The following is a 20,305-nucleotide window of genomic DNA, read 5'->3' on the forward strand; positions in this document are numbered from 1 at the left end:
GCCGATGGTACTGCACTCGCGAGGGTGTGGGAGAGTAGGTCACCGCCGAACACAATTTGATAGACAGCGGGAGGGACACCACGTCCCTCCCGCTGTTTCTATTTGTCATGAATGTCTATCTGTAAACCCGAACCCGAGCCGGCACCCCGGCGGACGTAAGGTGAACGACGTGAACGAACCCCGGTCAGACAGCGCAGACCAGTCGCCCAGCCGCGGTGACCGCGACGTACCCCGTCGTGGTGACCGGGCCGAGACCTCCGGTCGACGGGACAACAGCTCCTACGGTGAACGTCGCGGCAATCGGTACGACGGCACCGACCGCGGCACCGGCGCCGGCGATGGCGGAGCGCGTCGCGGCCGGCCGTCGGACGGTGAACATTCCGGCTCACGCGCCAGCGATGATCACCGTGGCGGCGGCGACCGTCGTGCCGCGGGCGCCCGCCGGGAGGACGGTCCTCGTCGTGACGGGGGCGGCCCCCGTCGTGCTTCCCGGCCGAACGACCACCGGGGCGGGTCGCGGACGCGGAGTGGCGGCGTCCGCTCCGAGGGCGACCGTCGGCACGCCGGAGACCGGCGCGAGGGTTCTGATCGCCGATATGGTTCGGATCGCTCCGGGGCGGGGCGTCCCGGCCAAGATGCACGGGCCGCGGCCCGAGCTGACGAGCCTGCGCTTCCCGAGGACATCGAGGCCGCGGATCTGGACATGGAGATCCGACGGGATCTCCGAAGCCTGGACAAGGCCAATGCCGAGATCGTGGCGAAGCATCTCGTCGCGGCGATGTTCTTCGTCGACGAGGACCCCACGCTGGCTCTGGCCCACGGTCGAGCTGCCAAGAACCGTGCCGGCCGCATCGGCGTCGTGCGGGAGACGCTGGGCGTACTGGCGTATCGCGCTGCGGAGTGGGCTGAGGCTCTCGGGGAGCTGCGTGCCGCTCGACGAATCTCGGGCGGCCCCGGACTGCTGGCCATGATGGCGGACTGCGAACGTGGTCTCGAGCGACCTCAGCGGGCTATCGAGATCGCCCGCGGTGAGGAGTCGCGCATGCTCGAGGGCGAGGATCTCGTGGAGCTCCGCATCGTGGAGGCCGGGGCCCGCGTGGACATGGAGCAGCTCGATGCGGCCATGGTGACGCTGCAGGACGCCGGAGTGTCGGCGGAGGCGCAGGGTGAGTCCGCCGCGCGTCTCGACTACGCCTACGCCGAGGTGCTGCTCGCCGCGGGTCGCAAGTCCGAGGCCGCGGAGTGGTTCGGGTACGCGGTGGCGGCGGACCCGGAGCAGAACACCGACGCCGAGGCGCGACTCGCAGAGCTGGGGGACTGATTCGGCGGTGGGTACGTCCAGCCTGTCCAGACTTCACGATGCTCTTCTCGTCGACCTCGACGGCACCCTGTTCCGGGGGAGTGAGCCCATTCCGGGTGTGGCGGAAGGTCTCGAGCAGTCCGGCCTTCCCGTCGTCTACGTGACGAACAACGCGAGCCGCGCCCCGGCGGATACTGCCGCTCACCTGCGGGACCTCGGCTTCGCGGCCGGGGCGGACGAGGTCATGACCAGCGCGCAGGCCGCGGTCGTCATGGTCGCGGCTCAGGTGCCTGCCGGTTCCAAGGTGCTCGTCGTGGGCCACGACAGCTTCCGGGACCTCGCGCGACAGGCGGGTTTCGAGGTGGTCCTGTCTGCGGATGACAATCCCGACGCCGTGCTTCAGGGACTTTCCAGGGAACTGACCTGGGGTGAGCTCGCCGAAGGCTGCCTCGCGATCCGCACGGGGGTCCCGTGGGTGGCCTCCAATACCGATGCGACCCTGCCGACCGAACGGGGACTGTTGCCGGGTAACGGTTCGCTCGTCGCCGCGATGGAGACGGCGACCGACCGCAAGCCTCTGGTGGCGGGTAAGCCCGCGGCCGGGGTGCTCCGCGCCGCCGCCGACCTAGCCGGCTCGACGCGTCCGCTTGTCATCGGTGACCGTCTCGACACCGATATCGAAGGTGCCGTCGCAGCGGGTATGCCGTCGCTGATGGTCCTGACCGGAGTCCACGGTGCCACGGACCTGCTGTCGGCGCCGCCGGCTCGTCGGGCTACCCATCTCGCCCGGGATCTGACCGCGGTGAACGTGGAGGGCGAGGACTTCCTGATCGCCTCCGCAGCCGAGATCGGCGTGTCCGCCCGGGATGGGGTCCTCCATGTGGACTCGGTGCCCGATCACCTCGGGGATGTGCCGCTCGCCCGTTCCGTGATCCGGATGGCCTGGGCGCAGGATGTCGACCGTGTGGACGGCGATACCCCGGGCATCACGTCCCGGTTGACGGATGCGGGTTTCGTCGTCGGCTAGCGTGGAGTCGTGAGCTCTCCCGCACCGCACCCTCGACCCGGGCCCTCGGGGCCCGACATCGACGCGCTCCGCGTGGCATTCGACGACCTCCTCGTTGAGTCCGCAGGGCTGGCCGGCCAGAGCGGCGGTGAGGAGATCGGCGCCGTTCGAGACGACCAGGTGGCGGCACTCGATGCGGCGCACGAGTTGCTGTCCGACGCGCTCTCGGCACTGGACTCCCAACGCTGATGGCCGCACGCCGTATGCGACTCGACGCCGAGTTGGTCCGCCGAAAGATGTGCGACAGCCGGGAACGGGCAAGGGATCTGATCGCCGCCGGCCGGGTGATCGTCAATGGTGTGGCGGCGAGCAAGCCGGCGACCCAGGTGGAGCCCACCACCTCCATCGCGCTGACCGCCTCCGACGAACCCGACTGGGCCTCGCGCGGCGCCCACAAACTGCTCGGCGCCCTAGACGCCTTCGACGTCGTCGTCGACGGGGCCCGCTGCCTGGATGCGGGAGCGTCGACCGGTGGGTTCACCGACGTGTTGCTCAGTCGTGGGGCCGGCCGTGTCGAGGCCGTGGACGTCGGGTACGGCCAGTTGGTATGGAGACTGAGGAGCGACGAGCGCGTCGGTGTCCACGACAAGACAAACGTTCGATCGCTCACCCCCGAGGACATCGGGGGACAGGTCGACCTCGTGGTCTCGGATCTCTCGTTCATCTCTCTGGCGCTGGTCCTGCCGGCGTTGGCCCGCTGCGTGCGCCCGGAAGGAGTCCTGCTGCCCATGGTCAAGCCCCAGTTCGAGGTAGGGCGCGACAGGGTCGGGCAGGGAGGAGTCGTCCGCGATCCGGCGCTGCGGATCGAGGCGGTGACCGAGGTCGCCAGAGTCGCTGCGGAGAACGGGCTCGAGGCGATGGACTGCGTTGCGAGCCCACTGCCCGGCCCGTCGGGCAACGTCGAGTACTTCCTGCACTTGCGTAAGGTCGACGCCGGACAGACCGTGGAATGTGGTGACTCCGCGGTGGCCGCGATCCGTAAGGCTGTAGAGGAGGGGCCCAGATGAGCACATCGGAGCCGTCAGGCCAGGGTCGTCGGATCCTGCTCGAGCCAAACTTCGGCCGCCCGGACATCGTGGCGACCGTGGCGCAGGTCGTCGAGGCGTGTGCGGGACACGGGATCGCCGTGCGGATGCTGGAGGACACCAGTGCTCATGTGGCCACCGGTATCGGCGTGGAGACGGTTCCGGACACGCCGGACGCTGCGGACGGGTGTGAACTCGTCCTGGTGCTCGGGGGTGACGGGACCTTCCTCCGGGCCTGCCAGTACGCCAACGCGGCAGACGTGCCGGTGCTCGGGGTGAACCTCGGGCACATCGGCTTCCTCGCCGAGTCAGAGGTCGAATCCCTCAGCGGTGTGGTCGAGCAGATCGCCGCCCGCGACTACCGGGTGGTCGAGCGGATGACCGTGGAGGCGACCGTTATCCACGGCGACGAGGTACTCGGTCGGGACTGGGCGCTCAACGAGGTCAGCATCGAGAAGACCTCCCGTCAGGGGGTGCTCGAGGCATCGGTGGAGATCGACGGCCGGCCGGTGAGCGACTACGGATGCGACGGCATGCTCGTCTCCACGCCGACCGGCTCCACGGCGTACGCGTTCTCCGCCGGCGGTCCCATCGTGTGGCCCGAACTCGACGCGATCCTCGTCGTCCCGAACAATGCCCACGCGCTGTTCGCCCGCCCGATGGTGGTCGCTCCCACCTCGCGGGTCGCGGTCGAGACCGGCGTGCGGTCCGGTTCTTCGGCGGTGGTGCTCGACGGGCGCCGGACGATCGACGCGCCGGCGGGTAGCCGGGTCGAGGTAATCCGAGGTCGGCGGCCGGTCAAGTGGGTCCGACTGGACGACTCACCGTTCACCGACCGGCTGGTGACGAAGTTCGAGCTTCCCGTCACAGGGTGGCGCGGGCGGTCAGGTGTCCGTCCCCTCGCCTAGGGTGGGTGCGTGCTCACGGAACTCCGGATTAGCGGCCTCGGCGTCATCGACGAGGCCGTCGCCGACTTCTCGCCCGGCCTGTCGGTTCTCACCGGGGAGACCGGGGCGGGAAAGACGATGGTGGTCACGGGCCTGAGGCTGCTGGCTGGCGGCCGCGCCGACCCCGGCCGCGTACGCCGTGGTGCGGACAAGGCGCTCGTTGAAGGCCGGTTCGACCTCACGGCGGCTTCCACGATGGACGAATCCGATCGGCGGGAACTCGACGGACTGCTCGAGGACTCGGATGCCGAGTTCGATGAGGACGGCAGCGTCATCGCCGTGCGGCGCGTAGGTGCTGACGGTCGCTCGCGCGCCCGGCTCGGGGGCCGATCGGTTCCCGCCGGGACCCTGGGACGCTTCTGTGCCCCGCTGCTCGCGGTTCACGGACAGAATGACCAGCTTCGCCTGCTGCGGGCGGATCATCAGCGTGATGCCGTCGACACCCATGGCGGGGACGCGGCCAGGGCTGCCCTCGAGGCCTATCGCGAGACCTTCCGCCGCTGGCGCCGGGCCGAGGCGTCGCTGGCCGAACGCACGGGCAGAGCCCGCGAGCTCGCGCGCGAGGCGGATCTGTTGCGGATGGGGCTCGAGGAGATCGACGCGTTGGCCCCGCAGTCGGGCGAGGGCGCCGAACTCGACGCGCTCATCCGTCGGCTCACCGATTCGGAGGAATTGCGGGAGATCGCCGGCCGGGCACACGAGGCCCTCGCCGGCGACGGCGAGACCGCGGAGCCGATGGTCGGGGTCCTCGATCAGCTCCGTCAGCGGCTGTCGGGCGCTGACGACCCGGCGCTTGATCCCATCGCCACCAGCATCGGCCAGGCCGTGGCGGCCCTCGGCGACGCAGCCACCGAACTCGGCCTCTACCTCGCTGAACTCCCGGTCGATGCGGCGGATCTCGACTCGGCGCTCGAGCGCCGGCACGATCTGCGGGCATTGACCCGCAAGTACGGCACCGATGTCGACGACGTGATGGACTGGGCCGAGAAGGCCAGGGTTCGGTTGACCGAGGTCGACACCTCGGACTCCGCGGTCGCCGAGCTCGAGGCCACCGTCGCGCGGCTGGCCGCCGAGCTGGCCGACCGGGGCGCAGCGCTGACGGACGTGCGGCGTGCAGCGGGCGCGGACCTCGCGGACCGCGTCTCCGCCGAACTGGCGGACCTGTCGATGGGCGGAGCGCGGCTCACGGTCCGGGTCACCCCTTCAGGGGACGGCCTGGAAGGGGCGACCGAGTCCGGTCTCGACGATGTCGTCCTCGAGCTGGACGGCCCCTCGGGCGCGGTGCCGCTGGGCAAGGGGGCGTCCGGAGGCGAACTCTCTCGCGTCATGCTCGCCCTCGAGGTGGTGCTCGCCGAGCGCTCCGGGGGAGGGACCCTGGTGTTCGACGAGGTCGACGCGGGGGTCGGCGGACGAGCGGCGCTGAGTATCGGTAAGCGTCTGGCCAGGCTCGCCCGAACCCATCAGGTCATCGCTGTCACGCACCTCGCACAGGTGGCCGCCTACGCGGACACCCACCTGGTCGTGCACAAAGACTCCGACGCGGACGCGGGCGACACCGTGGTCTCGGGCGTCCGTGCGGTCGCCGATACCGACCGGGTCACCGAGCTGGCACGGATGCTGGCCGGCATGGAGGACACGGACACCGGGCTCGCCCACGCCCGCGAGCTGCTGGAGACCGCCCAGAACCAGAAGTCTCAAGCTCTGGTCGACCGTTAAGCCGACACGCCGGGTCGACCTCCCTGTTCACAGGAATCACACGCGTGATACTCGTGCACATGAAGATGTCGGGTCTGCTCAACCGTCGTTCCAATGATCTCGCCGGTGTCGTCGGTGCTGTCCGCCAGGTCCCCGCGGGGGCACCGGCTCCGAAGAGGCTCGGCGGCAAGGACGTCGTCGTGCTGGACCTCAACCGCACGTCCGCTGCGACCGCCCGGGCGCTGGTCGACGCCGAGGTGGCCGCGGTCGTCCACGTCGCTCGTCCGGGAGAGGAGATGTTGCCGCGCGCGGCATTCCGCATCCTCGCCGGATCCACGGTGCCGGTGATCGAGGACGCGGACCTGTCCGAGGTGGCGGACGGCACCCGTGTCCGCATCGACGAGGGCGTGGTCTACGCGGTCAAGACCGACGAGGAACTGGCCACCGGACGCGAGGCCGGCTCGACCGATCTGCTCGCCGAGGTCGACGCGGCAGAGAGCTCCTACGTCGAATCCGCGCTGGCTCACCTGGCCAATTCCACCGAGTTCCTGAGCATCGAGCACCAGCTCCTCCTGGACGGGGAGGGGCTACCGGAGATCGACGTGGACTTCGTCGACCGTCACGTGGTGGTGGTGACCGGCTCGGAGGCCTCGAAGGATCAATTGGCGGACCTCAAACCGTTCATCCGCGAGTACCGGCCCGTCCTGGTGGGTGTCGACGGCGGCGCCGAGTTGCTGCGCGCAGCGAAGCTGACCGCCGATCTCGTCGTCGCCACCCCCACCGCGGTCTCCGACGAGGTTCTCACCGACGGCGCCGTCCTCGTGGTGCCCGCGGATCGCGACGGTCGCGCGGAGGGCCTGGAGCGCATCTCCGAGCTGGGGATCGGTGCGACGACCTTTCCCGCCGCGGCGACCGCCCGCGACATGGCGCTGCTGCTCGCCTACCACGGCGGCGCCGAGATGATCGTCGCCACCGGCGAGGCCCGGGGGCTCGAGAACGCCTTCGGCGCGTCGTCGTCCCCGTCGTCGACCATGGTGGACACCACCGTGGCGTCCCGCCTTGTCCATGCCGAGGCCTGCGCGACCCTCTACCGCTCGCGTGGTGCCGGGATCGGCCTGGCGCTGGTCGTGCTGGCCGCTCTCGTCGCCGTCGCGGTGGTGGTGCTCATGCGCGATTCCGCGCAGGACCTGCTCGTCTGGGCTGTCGAGAGCTGGAACTCCTTCGCGCTGTGGGTCCAGGGGCTCATCCGGTGATCTCCCTGCGTCGCCACGTCCTCACCCTGGTCGCGGTCTTTCTCGCGCTCGCGGTGGGGGTGGTACTCGGATCGACGTCCGTGGCGACGTCCATCCGGGACGCGGTGGTCGACAAGGAGGAGACGACCGCCGGGCAGCTCGAGGCCGCCCAGCGGGAACTGGACCAGAGCCGACTGGCGAACGATCGACTCGGCGCCCTGGCCGGCGATCTCACCCCCGCTGTGGTCGACGGTCGACTCGCGGACCGGCCTGTGCTCGTCGTGGTGGCCCCCGGTGCTTCGGCCGAGGACGTCGACGCGGTCACCGAGGCGATCTCCCTGGCGGGTGGGATAGATGCCGGCCGGATCCGACTGACGGACCGGGCTGTCGACCCGGAGGCCGACTCCGAGTTGGCGGCCCTCGTGGCCAATCTCCCCATCGGGGACGCACCCGCCGGGGACGCCGACATGGGAGCCCAACTGGGTACGGCTCTCGGGCGGGCCGGCCTTCTGCGCGGCGAGGACGCCGAGCCGCACCTCGACGACGAGGACCGGGCGACAGTGCTCACCACGTTGGCCGACGCGGAGATGATCGCCTACGAGCCGGGGACCATCCGTCCCGGCCAGCTGGCCGTGCTCGTGACAGGGCCCGGGGGCGACGAGGCGGCTGCTGTGCGGACCGCCTCCCTGGCCCGGACGCTCGACAGCGAGGGCGCAGGCGTGGTCGTGGCGAGCGCGATCGGTGCCGGGGCGGGTCAGGACGCCGTCCTGGTACTCCGGTCCTCGGGGCAGGAGGACGCGTCGACCGTGGACAACGCGGGCACCGCGGCCGGGCGCCTGGCCACGGTCCTGGCGCTGGCGGAACAGCTCGAGCGCGGGCAGGGTGACTATGGCCTGCGACACGATGCGACCGCTGCGGCGCCGTCGCTCCCCCCGACGCAGACTCGGTGATAGCCTGAAGCCCCGTGGGGTGCACCGGAGCCGCACCAGCTTTCATCCATTCCGGAGTCTTGACACGGGAGTCCCCTTGGCACTGAACCGAGCCGGATCGCGGTCCGCGACCAAGCATATTTTCGTCACCGGTGGCGTGGCGTCGTCGCTGGGCAAGGGGCTCACCGCCTCGAGTCTGGGGCAGTTGCTCACCGCCCGCGGGCTCCGGGTGACCATGCAGAAGCTCGACCCGTACATCAATGTCGATCCCGGTACGATGAACCCGTTCCAGCATGGTGAGGTGTTCGTCACCGAGGACGGCGCGGAGGCGGACCTCGACCTCGGACACTACGAGCGGTTCCTCGATCGGGATCTGAGCGCCAATGCCAACGTGACCACCGGTCAGGTGTACTCGGCGGTCATCGCCAAGGAGCGTCGCGGCGAGTATCTCGGCGACACCGTGCAGGTGATCCCGCACATCACGGATGCCATCAAGGAGCGCATCATCGCGATGGGCGCCCCCGACGCCGAGGGCCGGACCCCGGACGTGGTGATCACCGAGGTCGGTGGGACCGTCGGCGACATCGAGTCGCAGCCGTTCCTCGAGGCATGCCGGCAGGTGCGCCACTCGGTCGGCCGCGAGAACATCTTCTTCCTCCACGTCTCCCTGGTGCCGTACCTCGCGCCGTCCGGTGAGCTCAAGACCAAGCCCACCCAGCACTCGGTGGCAGCCTTGCGCTCGATCGGCATCGTGCCGGACGGGCTGGTGCTGCGATGCGATCGTGACGTCCCCGACGCGCTCAAGGCCAAGATCGCGCTCATGTGCGACGTCGACCTGGAGGGTGTGGTCTCCACCCCTGACGCACCGAGCATCTACGACATCCCCAAGGTGCTGTTCTCCGAGCACCTGGACACCCACGTGATCCGCAAGCTCAACCTGCCGTTCCGCGACGTGGACTGGACCGTCTGGGGCGACCTGCTCGCGCGCGTGCACGAGCCGCGCGAAGAGGTCGAGATCGCTCTTGTCGGCAAGTACATCGACCTGCCGGATGCCTACCTCTCGGTCACCGAGGCCCTGCGTGCGGGTGGCTTCGCCCACCACGCCCGGGTCAACATCCGGTGGGTCGAGTCCGACGTCTGCGCGAACGAGGCGGGCGCGCGGGAGGCACTGCGGGGCGTCGACGGCATGCTGATCCCCGGCGGGTTCGGTATCCGTGGCATCGAGGGCAAGCTCGGCGCCATCTCGTGGTCACGCAAGAACCGCATCCCGTTGCTCGGGCTGTGCCTGGGCCTGCAGTGCTCGGTCATCGAGGCCGCCCGCTCGGTCGGGCTCGAAGGTGCCTCGTCCACCGAGTTCGAGCCGGACACCCAGCACCCGGTGATCTCGACGATGGCCGATCAGGTCGACGCGGTGTCCGGCAACGCGGACCTGGGCGGCACGATGCGACTGGGCGCCTACCCGGCCGTTCTCGGCAAGGGCTCCCTCGTGGCGGAGGCCTACGGTGCCACGGAGATCTCCGAGCGCCACCGTCACCGCTTCGAGGTCAACAACGCCTACCGCGACAAGGTCTCCGAGTCGGGTCTGCAGTTCTCCGGCACGTCCCCGGACGGCCACCTGGTCGAGTTCGTCGAGTACCCGCGTGACCAGCACCCGTTCTTCGTGGCCACGCAGGCCCACCCGGAGTACAAGTCCCGGCCCACCCGTCCGCACCCGCTGTTCGCGGCGTTCATCAAGGCTGCGTTGGACTACGAGAACGAGATGCGTCTGCCCGTCGAGCCGTGGCGCGAGGGTCAGCAGAGCGAGACCGCCGTGGTGGACGACGAGGGCTGAGCCATGTCGGATCCAGGTACTCCCGGTTCGCATGACTACCGGACGGTGGCGAGTCGCGAGATCTTCGACGGCCGCGTCGTCCGCCTGCGCGTCGACACCCTGACCATGCCGGGCGGGGGCACCGCGGACCGGGAGATCTGTGGCCATGACGACGCGGCGGCCGTGGTCGCGCTGGACTCCGAGGGGCGGATCGTCCTGGTCCGCCAGTACCGCCACGCCGTGGGAGAACGCCTGTGGGAGCTGCCCGCAGGCCTGTGCGATGTCGAGGGCGAGCCGCCGGTGGAGACCGCGCGGCGCGAACTCGTCGAGGAGGCCGGGGTCGAGGCCGACGACTGGCGGTCGGTCGTGGAAATCGTCCCGTCCCCGGGCTTCAGCACCGAACGTGTCCACGTCTACCTGGCCACCGGCCTACGTGACGTCGGCCGGCCGGAGGCCCGGCACGAGGAGGCGGACATGGAGGTCACGCGCATGCCGCTGGCAGACGCCGTCGACGCGGTCCTGGACGGTCGGATCGTCAACGGCATCGCCGTGGCGGGCATCCTCGCGGCCCGGACGCTGCTCGACCGGGCCTGACGGCTCGTCAGAGCATGGTCGAGACGGTGACCGTGGAGTCGCAGATCCGCGGGTATCTCGATCACCTCGTCGTCGAACGGGGGGCCTCGACCCACACCCTCGCCGCCTATAGGCGCGACCTCGACCGGTACCGGCGGCACCTCGACGCGGCGGGGGTGACGGACCTCGGGGCGGTGAGCGAGTCCCACGTCGAGGACTTCCGCACCGCCCTGTCCACCGCGGACCCCGAGGCCGGCCGTCGAGCACTCGCGCCCAGCTCGGTCGCGCGGGCACTCGCGGCGGTGAGGGGCCTGCACCGTTTCTCGACACGGGACGGGGCGACCCCCGTCGACGCGGCTGCGGCGGTCACACCCCCCAGCCCGCCCCGCAGGCTCCCCAAGGCCGTACCGGTGGACCGGATGATCGCGATGATCGAGGCCGCCGGCGGGACGGAGACCGATACCGAGCCCGCCCGCCTTCGTGACCGCGCCATGCTCGAGTTGCTCTACGCCTCCGGGGCACGCGCCGCCGAGCTGATCGGACTGGACGTCGATGACCTCGACGGACTCGACCGGCCCGAGGGGGGTGCGGTGATCCTGCGCGGAAAAGGCGGTAAGGAACGCATCGTGCCCCTGGGGCGGCCGGCGTGCGAGGCGGTGAACGCCTACCTCGTGCGGGCCAGGCCCGCACTGGCGGTGAAGGGCGGAGCCGCCCTGTTCCTCAACACCCGCGGCGGCCGTCTCTCCCGACAGACACTGTGGAACGTCGTGTCCGCTGCGGCGCGACGCGCGGGCTTGGCAACCGATGTCTCGCCGCACTCTTTCCGGCACTCGTTCGCCACCCATCTTCTCGACGGCGGCGCGGACATCCGGGTGGTCCAGGAGCTCCTGGGACACTCGTCGGTCACCACGACCCAGGTGTACACGCTCGTCACCGTCGACACGCTGCGCGAGGTCTGGGCCGAGTGTCACCCGCGGGCACGGTAACGTGGCCGGGGATACGGCCCGGGTGCGGGTGAGGGCGACGAGAGGAGACGCGGGTGGCGCAGAACACTGGGGCGATGGACCCCGCACTGTTCTCCCGCGCGGAACTGTTGGGAGCCGACGACCCGGCAGCAGGTGAGGGTTTCTCCGCGATCCCCGACCCCGAGCCGCTCACCACGCACGGCCCGGCGATCGTCCTGTCGATGTGCAACCAGAAGGGCGGCGTCGGCAAGACCACCAGCACCATCAACCTCGCGGCCGCGCTCGCCGAGTACGGGCGTCGGGTGCTCGTGGTGGACCTCGACCCGCAGGGCGCGCTCTCCGCGGGGCTGGGGATCCGGCACCACGAACTCGAGTTGACCGTCTACAACCTGCTGGTCGACCACAGCGTCTCCACGGAGGAGGTGCTGGTGCGCACTCGGGTCGAGGGCGTGGACCTCATCCCGGCCAACATCGACCTGTCGGCGGCCGAGATCCAGCTGGTCAACGAGGTCGGGCGCGAGCAGGCCTTGGGTCGGGCGCTGTACCCGGTGCTGGACCGCTACGACTATGTGCTGGTCGACTGCCAGCCCTCGCTCGGACTGCTCACGGTCAACGCGCTGGCCTGCTCCGACGGCGTGCTCATCCCCATGGAGTGCGAGTACTTCTCGCTGCGTGGTCTGGCACTGCTCACCGACACGATCGACAAGGTGCGCGATCGGATCAACCCGCGCCTGCACCTGACGGGCATCCTCATCACCATGTTCGACCGCCGCACCGTCCACGCGCGCGATGTGCTGGGTCGGGTGGTCGAGGTGTTCGGCGACAAGGTCTTCGACACCCTGGTCACCCGGACCGTCCGGTTCCCGGAGACGACCGTGGCCGGCGAGCCCATCACGACGTGGGCGCCGCGTTCGGGCGGCGCCCAAGCGTACCGGGCGCTGGCCCGCGAGGTCATCCAGCGCGGTAGATGAGCGGCCCGGTGTCCGACGTACAGGCCCCTCAGGGGGAGGGGACACCGACGGTCGACGAGGCGGTCGCTCCGGAGGAGGCGGTCGCCCGCGCTTTCACCGTTCACCTGACCAACTTCACGGGCCCGTTCGACCTGCTCCTCAAGCTGATCGATTCCCGCCGCCTCGACGTGACCGAGGTGGCGCTCCACGCCGTCACCGACGAGTTCATCGCCCACACGCGGCAGCTGGGGGCGGAGGCCGGACTCGAGGAGGTCACCGAGTTCCTCGTGGTGGCCGCGACGCTGCTCGATCTCAAGACCGCGCGCCTGGTGCCCTCGGGTGAGGTCCAGGACCCGGAGGACCTGGCACTACTGCAGGCCCGCGATCTGTTGTTCGCCCGGCTACTGCAGTTCCGGGCGTTCCGGCGGGTCGCCGAACTGTTCGCCGAACTCGATCGCACCGCGCGCCGCGCGTACCCGCGGACCGCGGGCCCGGACGAGGAGTTCCTGGGCCTGCTGCCCGAGGTCGAGCTGGGGGTGGATGCAACCCAGCTCGCCACCATCGCCGCGGTGGCGTTTCGGCCGCGCCCGGTCGACGAGGTGGGTGTGGCGCACGTCCATGCGCCCGCAGTGTCGGTGCCGGAACAGGCGGGCCGGGTCCTGGAACTGTTGCGGTTCCGGGGGCACGGGGAGTGGGTGGACTTCCGTGAACTCGTCTCCGGGTGTGAGGAATCCCTCGTCGTCGTCGCACGCTTTCTGGCGCTGTTGGAGTTGTACAGGGCGCGCGCGGTCGCGCTCGCCCAGGACGAGGCGCTGGGCGACCTCCTGGTGAGTTGGACGGGCGAGGAGGCCGACGAGGTGACCCGGGGAAGGGACGAGTGGACGTGAGTGACGACGACGACAACGCCGGAGCCCCCGGCACGGACACGGGCCTGGCGGCGGACCCGGATCCCGATGCTCCGCCCCTGCGCGCTCGACTGGAGGCGCTGCTGCTGGTGGTGGACCAACCCACGCCGGAGTCGGCACTGGCCTCGGCCGCCGGTGCATCGGTCGGTGAGGTGGACGCCGCCCTGCGGGCCTGGCGCGATGAACTGACGGCGACGGGCAGCGGGATGGATCTGCGACGCACGGGCGAGGGGTGGCGCCTCTACACCCGTCGCGAGCTCGCCCCGTATGTAGAGCGGCTCCTGACGGACGGCACGCGGTCCACGCTCACCCGCGCGGCGCTCGAGACCCTCGCGGTGATCGCCTACCGCCAGCCGGTCACGCGTTCACGCATCGCGGCGGTGCGCGGCGTCAACGTCGACGGCGTGATGCGGACCCTCGTCGCGCGCGGATTGGCCGTGGAATGCGGCACTGACGCCGATACCGGGGGCATCCTGTATAGGACCACGGAGCTATTTCTGGAAAGATTGGGCCTCGTGTCGCTCGATGAGCTTCCGGACATCGCCCCGTTGCTACCGGACGTCGACCTGGTCGATGAGATGAGTGACGATCCCGCGGAGGATCCGCGGATCCCCGTGGGGCGGCGCCGGACGTCGGCGACCGCACCCGAAACCGAACCCGACCACGAAGAGATGTGACATCCCCATGACTGAATCCGCTGGCCGAGAAGGCGCACCGGTCCGGCTCCAGAAGATCCTCGCCCAGGCAGGTGTGGCCTCCAGGCGCGCCTCCGAGGACCTGATCGCGAGGGGAAGGGTCGAGGTCAACGGCCGGGTCGTCCGCGAGATGGGCATCAAGGTCGATCCCGCGACCGCGGTGATCCGCGTGGACGGCACGAGGATCGTCCTCGACGACACCCTGGTCCACCTCGCCCTGAACAAGCCGCGCGGCTACCACACCACGATGTCCGACGAGCGGGGACGGCCCTGCGTGGGCGACCTGGTCGCGGACCGCATCGACGCGGGGCAGCGACTGTTCCACGTGGGTCGGCTCGACGCCGACACCGAGGGCCTGCTCCTGGTCACCAACGACGGAGAGCTGGCGCACCGGCTCATGCACCCGTCGTACGAGGTGTCCAAGACCTACATGGCGACCGTGACCGGTGTCGTGGGCAGGGGAGTGGGTAAGCAGCTGCGGGACGGTGTCGAGCTGGAGGACGGCCCGGCGAAGGTCGACCAGTTCTCACTACTCGACGTCCACGACGGCAAATCGCTCGTCAAGGTGGTCCTGCACGAGGGACGCAAGCACATCGTCCGCCGGATCCTCGCCGAAGTGGGGCACCCGGTCGAGGCGCTGGTGCGGACCCGGTTCGGCGCGGTGGCGCTCGGTGACCAGCGCGCGGGGAGCTTTCGCAAGCTCAACCGTAAAGAGGTCTCCGACCTGTACGCGGCGGTGGGGCTGTGAGCGCGTCACGTCCGAGCCGCCGTATCGCGATCGACGGGCCCGCCGGAACGGGCAAGTCCACGCTCGCACGTACCCTCGCCGGGCGTGTCGGTGGTGCCTATCTCGATACCGGCGCGATGTACCGGGTGGCGACCCTGCACGTGCTCCGTGAGGGGATCGACCCCGAGGACGGCGAGGCGGTGAGCGCCGCGACCGCGGATCTCCCGCTGGAGATCGGTACCGACGCCGGGGCCGAGCGGATCCTGCTGGATTCCGAGGACGTGAGCGAGGAGATCCGGACTGCCCCCGTCACCGCGAACGTCTCCGCGGTGTCCGCAGTCGCGCAGGTGCGGGAGAATCTCGTGAGGTTGCAGCGCCGTCTCGCGGCCGGCGGCGGCACCGTGGTCCTCGAGGGCCGGGACATCGGGACTGTGGTCCTGCCCGACGCGGAGGTGAAGGTGTACCTCACCGCCAGCCCCGAGGTGCGGGCCCGGCGGCGTACCGATCAGGACCGGGCCGCAGGACGCGCGGCCGAGTACGACGAGGTGCTCGCCGCGGTCATCGAGCGCGACCGAAAGGACTCCACGCGCGCGGCGAGCCCGCTTCGGCCGGCGGCCGACGCCGTGGTGATCGACACCTCAGACCTCACCCTCGAGGAGGTGCTCGACCGCCTGGTCGCGCTCGCCGAGGGAACCGAGGCGTCGCAGGGCGCCACCGTAGAAGGGAACGCACAGTGACCGGCACCGAGGATTTCGACCTGCCCACCGGCCCGGCCGAGGAGACCGTCGAAGACGGCTGGAGCGACGAGACCGACTGGGAGTCGATCGCGGCCGAGTACGCGGACCAGATCGGGACGGAGGCCGAAGGCGTCGAGATCCTGCCGACCGTCGCGATCGTCGGCCGGCCTAACGTCGGAAAGTCCACCCTGGTGAACCGGATCATCGGACGGCGTGAGGCGGTCGTCGAGGACGTCCCCGGCGTGACCCGGGACCGCGTGTCCTATGAGGCGCTGTGGAACGGCCGGGCGTTCATGGTGCAGGACACCGGCGGCTGGGAGCAGGACGCCAAGGGGATGCACCGGTCGATCGCCCAGCAGGCGGAGATCGCGATGGGGACCGCCGACCTCATCGTGTTGGTGTGCGACGGCACCGTGGGGATCACCTCTGGGGACGAGACCGTCGCCAAGTCGTTGCGCCGGTCCGACACCCCCGTGATCCTCGCGGTGAACAAGGTCGACAGTGAGAAGGCGGAGCTCGAGTCCGCCGAGTTCTGGGCGCTGGGCCTGGACCAGCCGTATGCACTCTCGGCCGCGCACGGACGGGGCACGGGCGACCTCCTGGACGCGATCATGAGCGGGTTGCCGTCCAAGGCGACGATGCGGGAGGTGACCGACGTCCCCCGACGCGTCGCGCTGGTGGGCAAGCCCAACGTGGGCAAGTCCAGTCTTCTCAACAAGCTCACCGGCGAGGACCGCTCGGTGGTCGACAACGTCGCTGGCACGACGGTGGACCCGGTGGATTCGCTGGTCGACCTCGGTGGCCGGACCTGGCGATTCGTGGATACCGCGGGCCTGCGCCGAAAAGTCAATCAGGCCTACGGGCACGAGTACTACGCGTCCCTGCGGACCCGCGGCGCGATCGAGGCGGCCGAGGTGGTCGTGTTGCTCCTCGACGCCTCCGAGCCGATCACCGAGCAGGACCTGCGGGTCATCTCGATGGTCGCCGACGCCGGGCGCGCATTGGTGATCGCGTTCAACAAGTGGGACCTCGTCGACGAGGACCGGCGTTACGACCTCGACCGGGAGATCGACCGCGAGCTGTCCAAGGTTCTGACGTGGGCGCATCGCGTCAACATCTCCGCCCAGACGGGACGGTCACTGGCCAAGTTGGTCCCCGCGATGGAGACGGCCCTGGAGTCGTGGGACAAGCGGATCCCGACCGGACCGCTCAACACGTGGATGAACGAGGTCGTGGCGGCCACGCCACCCCCGATGCGGGGTGGGCGTCTGCCCAGGATCAGGTTCTGCACCCAGGCGACCACCCGGCCGCCCACGTTCGTGTTCTTCTCGACCGGGTTCCTCGAGGCGAATTACCGCCGATTCCTCGAGCGACGGCTGCGGGAGACCTTCGGGTTCGACGGTTCCCCGGTGCGCGTCAATGTGCGGGTCAAGGAACGCCGACAGCGGAAGTGACCCCGATTTCCAGTTGCGACCGGGGGTGCGATACTCTGTTGCAGTCGCCGCGGTGAGAGCCGCGGGAGACGGGCTGTGGCGCAGCTTGGTAGCGCACTTGACTGGGGGTCAAGGGGTCGCAGGTTCAAATCCTGTCAGCCCGACACTAAAGCCCTGGTGGGAATTCCCGCCAGGGCTTTTTGTCATTCCTGCGCGTGAGGCGAATTCTGGGGACGTTGCAACACCTGAGTGCATTTGAGATGTTGCGTTGTGGCTGTTGAGGGCTCTTCTTGGGAGTCTCCGTCGGCGCATTCGCGCACTTGGCCGGTGGCGGCGGCGTAGCGGCATTCGACCGGTGATGAGCGTGCCGCGATCAGGGCTGCTTTGGCGTCGGGAATGGAATCGATGGATGTTGCTCGCGCGGTCGGTGCCAGTTCGTCGTTGGAGTATCGGGCCGGGATGGCTGCCGGGCTGTGAGTACGCCACCCAGAGGGATGACTCGTACGTCCATGGCCGAGCGGTGCGGGTACCACTTGTTGCGGGCTCGAGCGATGGATCGTCGCGGAGCTGCCGTGCCGGTTGAACCGACCTCGGCGTCTTCGGCCCTGTGGATCTCGAGCACGTAGCCCAGGAGCACAACGGCCGACCCTGCACGACCCTGAACCTAGACACACCCGCCGGGCGGATGCGAGACCTTACAGCCTCAGTTTAGGGATCATCGCGCTGCGACGATCTATAGAACCCACGTGACCGTTGTGTCCCGGATGCAGATGGAACCCGATCCGCGCCACAGGATCTCGAGGTGGCGTGGTCGGCCAGCAGAGGTGTGAGCGGCGCCCAAGTCTGCAAGTACCGATACGTCTGTGCGCTCATCAGGGATGGCTTATATTTCTGGGGTACCGTTAGGCCAGCTGGGAGGCAAGAGGGCCGGAGGGTCATTGAGGTTTGCCGGAAAGCGACCGACCATCCGTTCACGTCGTCCGCCCTGCTATCCGATAGCCGAGAGAAGTGAGGACCCACGTGTCAGAGACGTACCGCGACGCCGCTTCGCAGTCAGCCGCTACGCAGCTGGAGATCAACCCGGTGTTCGCACGTCCGGGTGAGGCGACTTCCCTGCCCAAGTTCAAGATGCCCGAGGACATGATGTCCGGTGAGACGGCCTATCAGATCGTCCACGATGAGGCCATGCTCGACGGGAACTCGCGATTGAATCTCGCGACGTTCGTCTCCACCTGGATGGATGAGAACGCGCAGAAGATCTATGCCGAGACCGCCGACAAGAACATGATCGACAAGGACGAGTACCCGGCCACGGCGGCCATCGAGGATCGTTGCTGGCGAATTCTCGCCGACCTGTGGAACGTCCCGGACACCGAGGACACCATCGGAACCTCCACTGTCGGGTCCTCCGAGGCCTGCATGCTGGGCGGGCTCGCGCTCAAGCGCCTGTGGCAGGAGAAGCGCAAGGCAGAGGGTAAATCCACCGAGAAGCCCAACCTCATCCTGTCGGCCGGCGTCCAGGTCGTCTGGGAGAAGTTCTGCAACTACTGGGACGTCGAGGCCCGCTACGTGCCGGTCACCGAGGAGCACCTCGTGCTCGACGGCTTCGAGCTGGAGAAGTACGTCGACGAGAACACCATCGGTGTGGTTGCCATCCTCGGCCAGACCTACACCGGTCTTTACGAGCCGGTGAAGGAGATCGCCGCAAAGCTGGACGAGATCCAGGCCTCGACCGGTCTCGATGTGAAGATCCACGTCGATGGTGCCTCGGGAGCGATGGTCGCCCCGTTCTGCCAGCCGGAGCTGGAGTGGGACTTCAAGATCGACCGCGTCAACTCGATCAGCACCTCGGGCCACAAGTACGGTCTGGTCTACCCCGGCGTCGGCTGGGTTGTGTGGCGGAACAAGGCCGTCTGCCCGGAGAGTCTGATCTTCCACGTGAGCTACCTGGGTGGCGACATGCCCACCCTGGCACTGAACTTCTCGCGTCCGGGTGCGCAGGTGCTCTTGCAGTACTACCAGTTCCTGCGTCTGGGCCGTGAGGGCTACCGGGCGGTCCAGCAGGGATCGATCGACGTCGCGACCTACCTGTCCTCCGAGATCGGGAAGATGGGTCAGTTCACCCTCGTCAGTCGAGGTGACACGATCCCCGTCTTCGCGTGGAAGCTCAACCCGGGTGACCGGAACTGGGACCTGTACGACCTCGCCGATCGTCTGCGGATGCGCGGGTGGCAGGTGCCCGCTTACCCGATGCCCGACAACCTCTCCGACATGGTCGTCCAGCGCATCGTCGTCCGCCTCGGCCTGAGCCGGGACCTCGCAGGCCTGCTGCTCGACGCCATCAAGGAAGAGGTCGATTTCCTGGAGAACCTCGATGCGCCGATCCCACGCGAGCGTCCCCGGACCAACTTCACGCACTGACGTGAGCCGGGGCCGAGCCCGTTGCGCCCGGCCTGGGCGCGACGGACGCGCCCTCAGCGGATGAACCGCCCGGGCCGGAGGTTTCCGGCCCGGGCGGACGTCCGTCTCCGACCCCCTGCACTCTTCTGACCCGCTGGATGGTGGACATTTCCATGACCCGTTCCCGAGCTGGCTCTGCCGCCGGCCGAGCGCTCCCGATCCTGGTTCCGACGCTGACCAAGCAGTCCTGGTCCTTCATGATCGGATCAACGTTGTTCGCGGTGGGCGCGGCAGTGGCGATCTGGGATCTCGGCTCGTCGAACCTGACCAACATGCTCTGCTTCATCGGAGCGTGGTTCTTCACCGCCGCAGGACTCATGCAGACGATCCTCAGCGGGCCGGCCACGACCGAAGTCGACTACGGGCGGGGGAGGATGTTCCGGGCAGTCTGGCTGGCCGCAGCCATCCAGAGCGTCGGCACGATACTCTTCAATGTGAGCACCAGTGCGGCTCTGAGTGCACAGACCGTGCAGGCTGATGAGCGACTGGTGTGGAATCCGGACGCCGGCGGTTCTGTCGCCTTCGTCATCAGCGCCGCGTTTGTTTACGTCGCCTACTATCGCGAGCGGTCCACCCTGTGGGAACCGGGCCAGTCCGGGTGGTGGTCCGCGCACATCAACATGGTCGGCTGTATCGCTTTCGGCGTCTCCGCGGTAGGTGCGTTCGTCCTCTCGAACGGCTCGCTCGAGAACGCGACGGTGGCCAATTGGGGCACCTTTATCGGTGCAATCTGCTTCTTCTCCGCCTCGGCTATCGCGCTACCCCAGCTCAGCTGGAACCATCGGGAATCCGAAGCCGCGCCAGCGGCATCCTGACCCGCGCGCCCACAGTTTTTCAGACAAGATCCATGAGTAAG

The 20,305-nt window shown here is 69.0% G+C and carries 18 protein-coding genes, 1 tRNA gene and 2 pseudogenes; all 21 read left to right on the forward strand.

What is annotated here, in order from left to right:
- Window positions 1-703 precede the first annotated feature (703 nt).
- Window positions 704-1,321: a hypothetical protein gene (locus ACWGLC_RS04360; protein WP_452098745.1), complete on the forward strand. Its 618-nt coding sequence runs from the start codon at window positions 704-706 to the stop codon at window positions 1,319-1,321.
- Between the two features lie 7 nt (window positions 1,322-1,328).
- Window positions 1,329-2,327: an HAD-IIA family hydrolase gene (locus ACWGLC_RS04365; RefSeq protein WP_452098746.1), complete on the forward strand. Its 999-nt coding sequence runs from the start codon at window positions 1,329-1,331 to the stop codon at window positions 2,325-2,327.
- A 9-nt stretch (window positions 2,328-2,336) separates the two neighbouring features.
- Window positions 2,337-2,555, forward strand: coding sequence for a hypothetical protein (locus ACWGLC_RS04370; RefSeq protein ID WP_452098747.1), 219 nt, complete (start codon window positions 2,337-2,339; stop codon window positions 2,553-2,555).
- The gene (locus tag ACWGLC_RS04375; protein ID WP_452098749.1) at window positions 2,555-3,373 is read left to right on the forward strand and encodes a TlyA family RNA methyltransferase; all 819 of its coding nucleotides are present in this window, start codon (window positions 2,555-2,557) and stop codon (window positions 3,371-3,373) included. Before ACWGLC_RS04370 ends, ACWGLC_RS04375 begins: the two co-directional genes overlap by 1 nt.
- A complete protein-coding gene (locus ACWGLC_RS04380; protein WP_452098750.1) occupies window positions 3,370-4,299 on the forward strand; it encodes an NAD kinase in 930 nt (309 codons plus the stop codon). The genes ACWGLC_RS04375 and ACWGLC_RS04380 overlap by 4 nt, the downstream gene beginning before the upstream one ends.
- 9 nt (window positions 4,300-4,308) lie before the next feature.
- Entirely contained in the window at window positions 4,309-6,054 is a 1,746-nt protein-coding gene (gene recN / locus ACWGLC_RS04385) for a DNA repair protein RecN (protein WP_452098751.1), read from the forward strand.
- A gap of 59 nt (window positions 6,055-6,113) precedes the next feature.
- Window positions 6,114-7,286, forward strand: a complete 1,173-nt coding sequence (steA, locus tag ACWGLC_RS04390; protein ID WP_452098752.1) for a putative cytokinetic ring protein SteA — start codon at window positions 6,114-6,116, stop codon at window positions 7,284-7,286.
- On the forward strand, window positions 7,283-8,215 hold the full coding sequence (locus tag ACWGLC_RS04395; RefSeq protein ID WP_452098753.1) for a copper transporter: 933 nt from the start codon (window positions 7,283-7,285) through the stop codon (window positions 8,213-8,215). Before steA ends, ACWGLC_RS04395 begins: the two co-directional genes overlap by 4 nt.
- Window positions 8,216-8,291: 76 nt before the next feature.
- Entirely contained in the window at window positions 8,292-10,025 is a 1,734-nt protein-coding gene (locus ACWGLC_RS04400) for a CTP synthase (RefSeq protein WP_452098754.1), read from the forward strand.
- Window positions 10,026-10,028: 3 nt separating this feature from the next.
- A complete protein-coding gene (locus ACWGLC_RS04405; RefSeq protein WP_452098755.1) occupies window positions 10,029-10,598 on the forward strand; it encodes an NUDIX domain-containing protein in 570 nt (189 codons plus the stop codon).
- Between the two features lie 14 nt (window positions 10,599-10,612).
- Window positions 10,613-11,563 (forward strand): site-specific tyrosine recombinase XerD, encoded by a 951-nt coding sequence (locus ACWGLC_RS04410; protein WP_452098757.1) that lies wholly within the window; start codon window positions 10,613-10,615, stop codon window positions 11,561-11,563.
- A 74-nt stretch (window positions 11,564-11,637) separates the two neighbouring features.
- A complete protein-coding gene (locus ACWGLC_RS04415; protein ID WP_452099053.1) occupies window positions 11,638-12,513 on the forward strand; it encodes a ParA family protein in 876 nt (291 codons plus the stop codon).
- Window positions 12,510-13,379 carry a segregation and condensation protein A gene (locus ACWGLC_RS04420; protein ID WP_452098758.1) on the forward strand — a complete coding sequence of 290 codons (870 nt, stop codon included), beginning with the start codon at window positions 12,510-12,512 and terminating at the stop codon, window positions 13,377-13,379. Before ACWGLC_RS04415 ends, ACWGLC_RS04420 begins: the two co-directional genes overlap by 4 nt.
- On the forward strand, window positions 13,370-14,074 hold the full coding sequence (scpB, locus tag ACWGLC_RS04425) for an SMC-Scp complex subunit ScpB (RefSeq protein WP_452098759.1): 705 nt from the start codon (window positions 13,370-13,372) through the stop codon (window positions 14,072-14,074). The genes ACWGLC_RS04420 and scpB overlap by 10 nt, the downstream gene beginning before the upstream one ends.
- Before the next feature lie 28 nt (window positions 14,075-14,102).
- Window positions 14,103-14,840 (forward strand): annotated as a pseudogene (locus ACWGLC_RS04430) (pseudouridine synthase); the annotation flags it as partial.
- Entirely contained in the window at window positions 14,837-15,556 is a 720-nt protein-coding gene (gene cmk / locus ACWGLC_RS04435) for a (d)CMP kinase (protein WP_452098760.1), read from the forward strand. The pseudogene ACWGLC_RS04430 and the gene cmk, both read left to right, overlap by 4 nt.
- A complete protein-coding gene (gene der, locus ACWGLC_RS04440; protein WP_452098761.1) occupies window positions 15,553-17,010 on the forward strand; it encodes a ribosome biogenesis GTPase Der in 1,458 nt (485 codons plus the stop codon). The genes cmk and der overlap by 4 nt, the downstream gene beginning before the upstream one ends.
- Window positions 17,011-17,079: 69 nt before the next feature.
- Window positions 17,080-17,153 (forward strand) — tRNA-Pro (locus ACWGLC_RS04445).
- Window positions 17,154-17,572: 419 nt separating this feature from the next.
- A pseudogene (locus tag ACWGLC_RS04450) lies at window positions 17,573-17,701 on the forward strand (IS30 family transposase); the annotation flags it as partial.
- 356 nt (window positions 17,702-18,057) lie between these two features.
- Entirely contained in the window at window positions 18,058-19,410 is a 1,353-nt protein-coding gene (locus ACWGLC_RS04455) for a glutamate decarboxylase (protein ID WP_344994970.1), read from the forward strand.
- A gap of 152 nt (window positions 19,411-19,562) precedes the next feature.
- Complete coding sequence (locus ACWGLC_RS04460; protein WP_452098762.1) at window positions 19,563-20,264, forward strand: hypothetical protein; 702 nt, start codon at window positions 19,563-19,565, stop codon at window positions 20,262-20,264.
- Window positions 20,265-20,305 lie beyond the last annotated feature (41 nt).

Source organism: Dietzia sp. NPDC055877, from assembly GCF_053615975.1.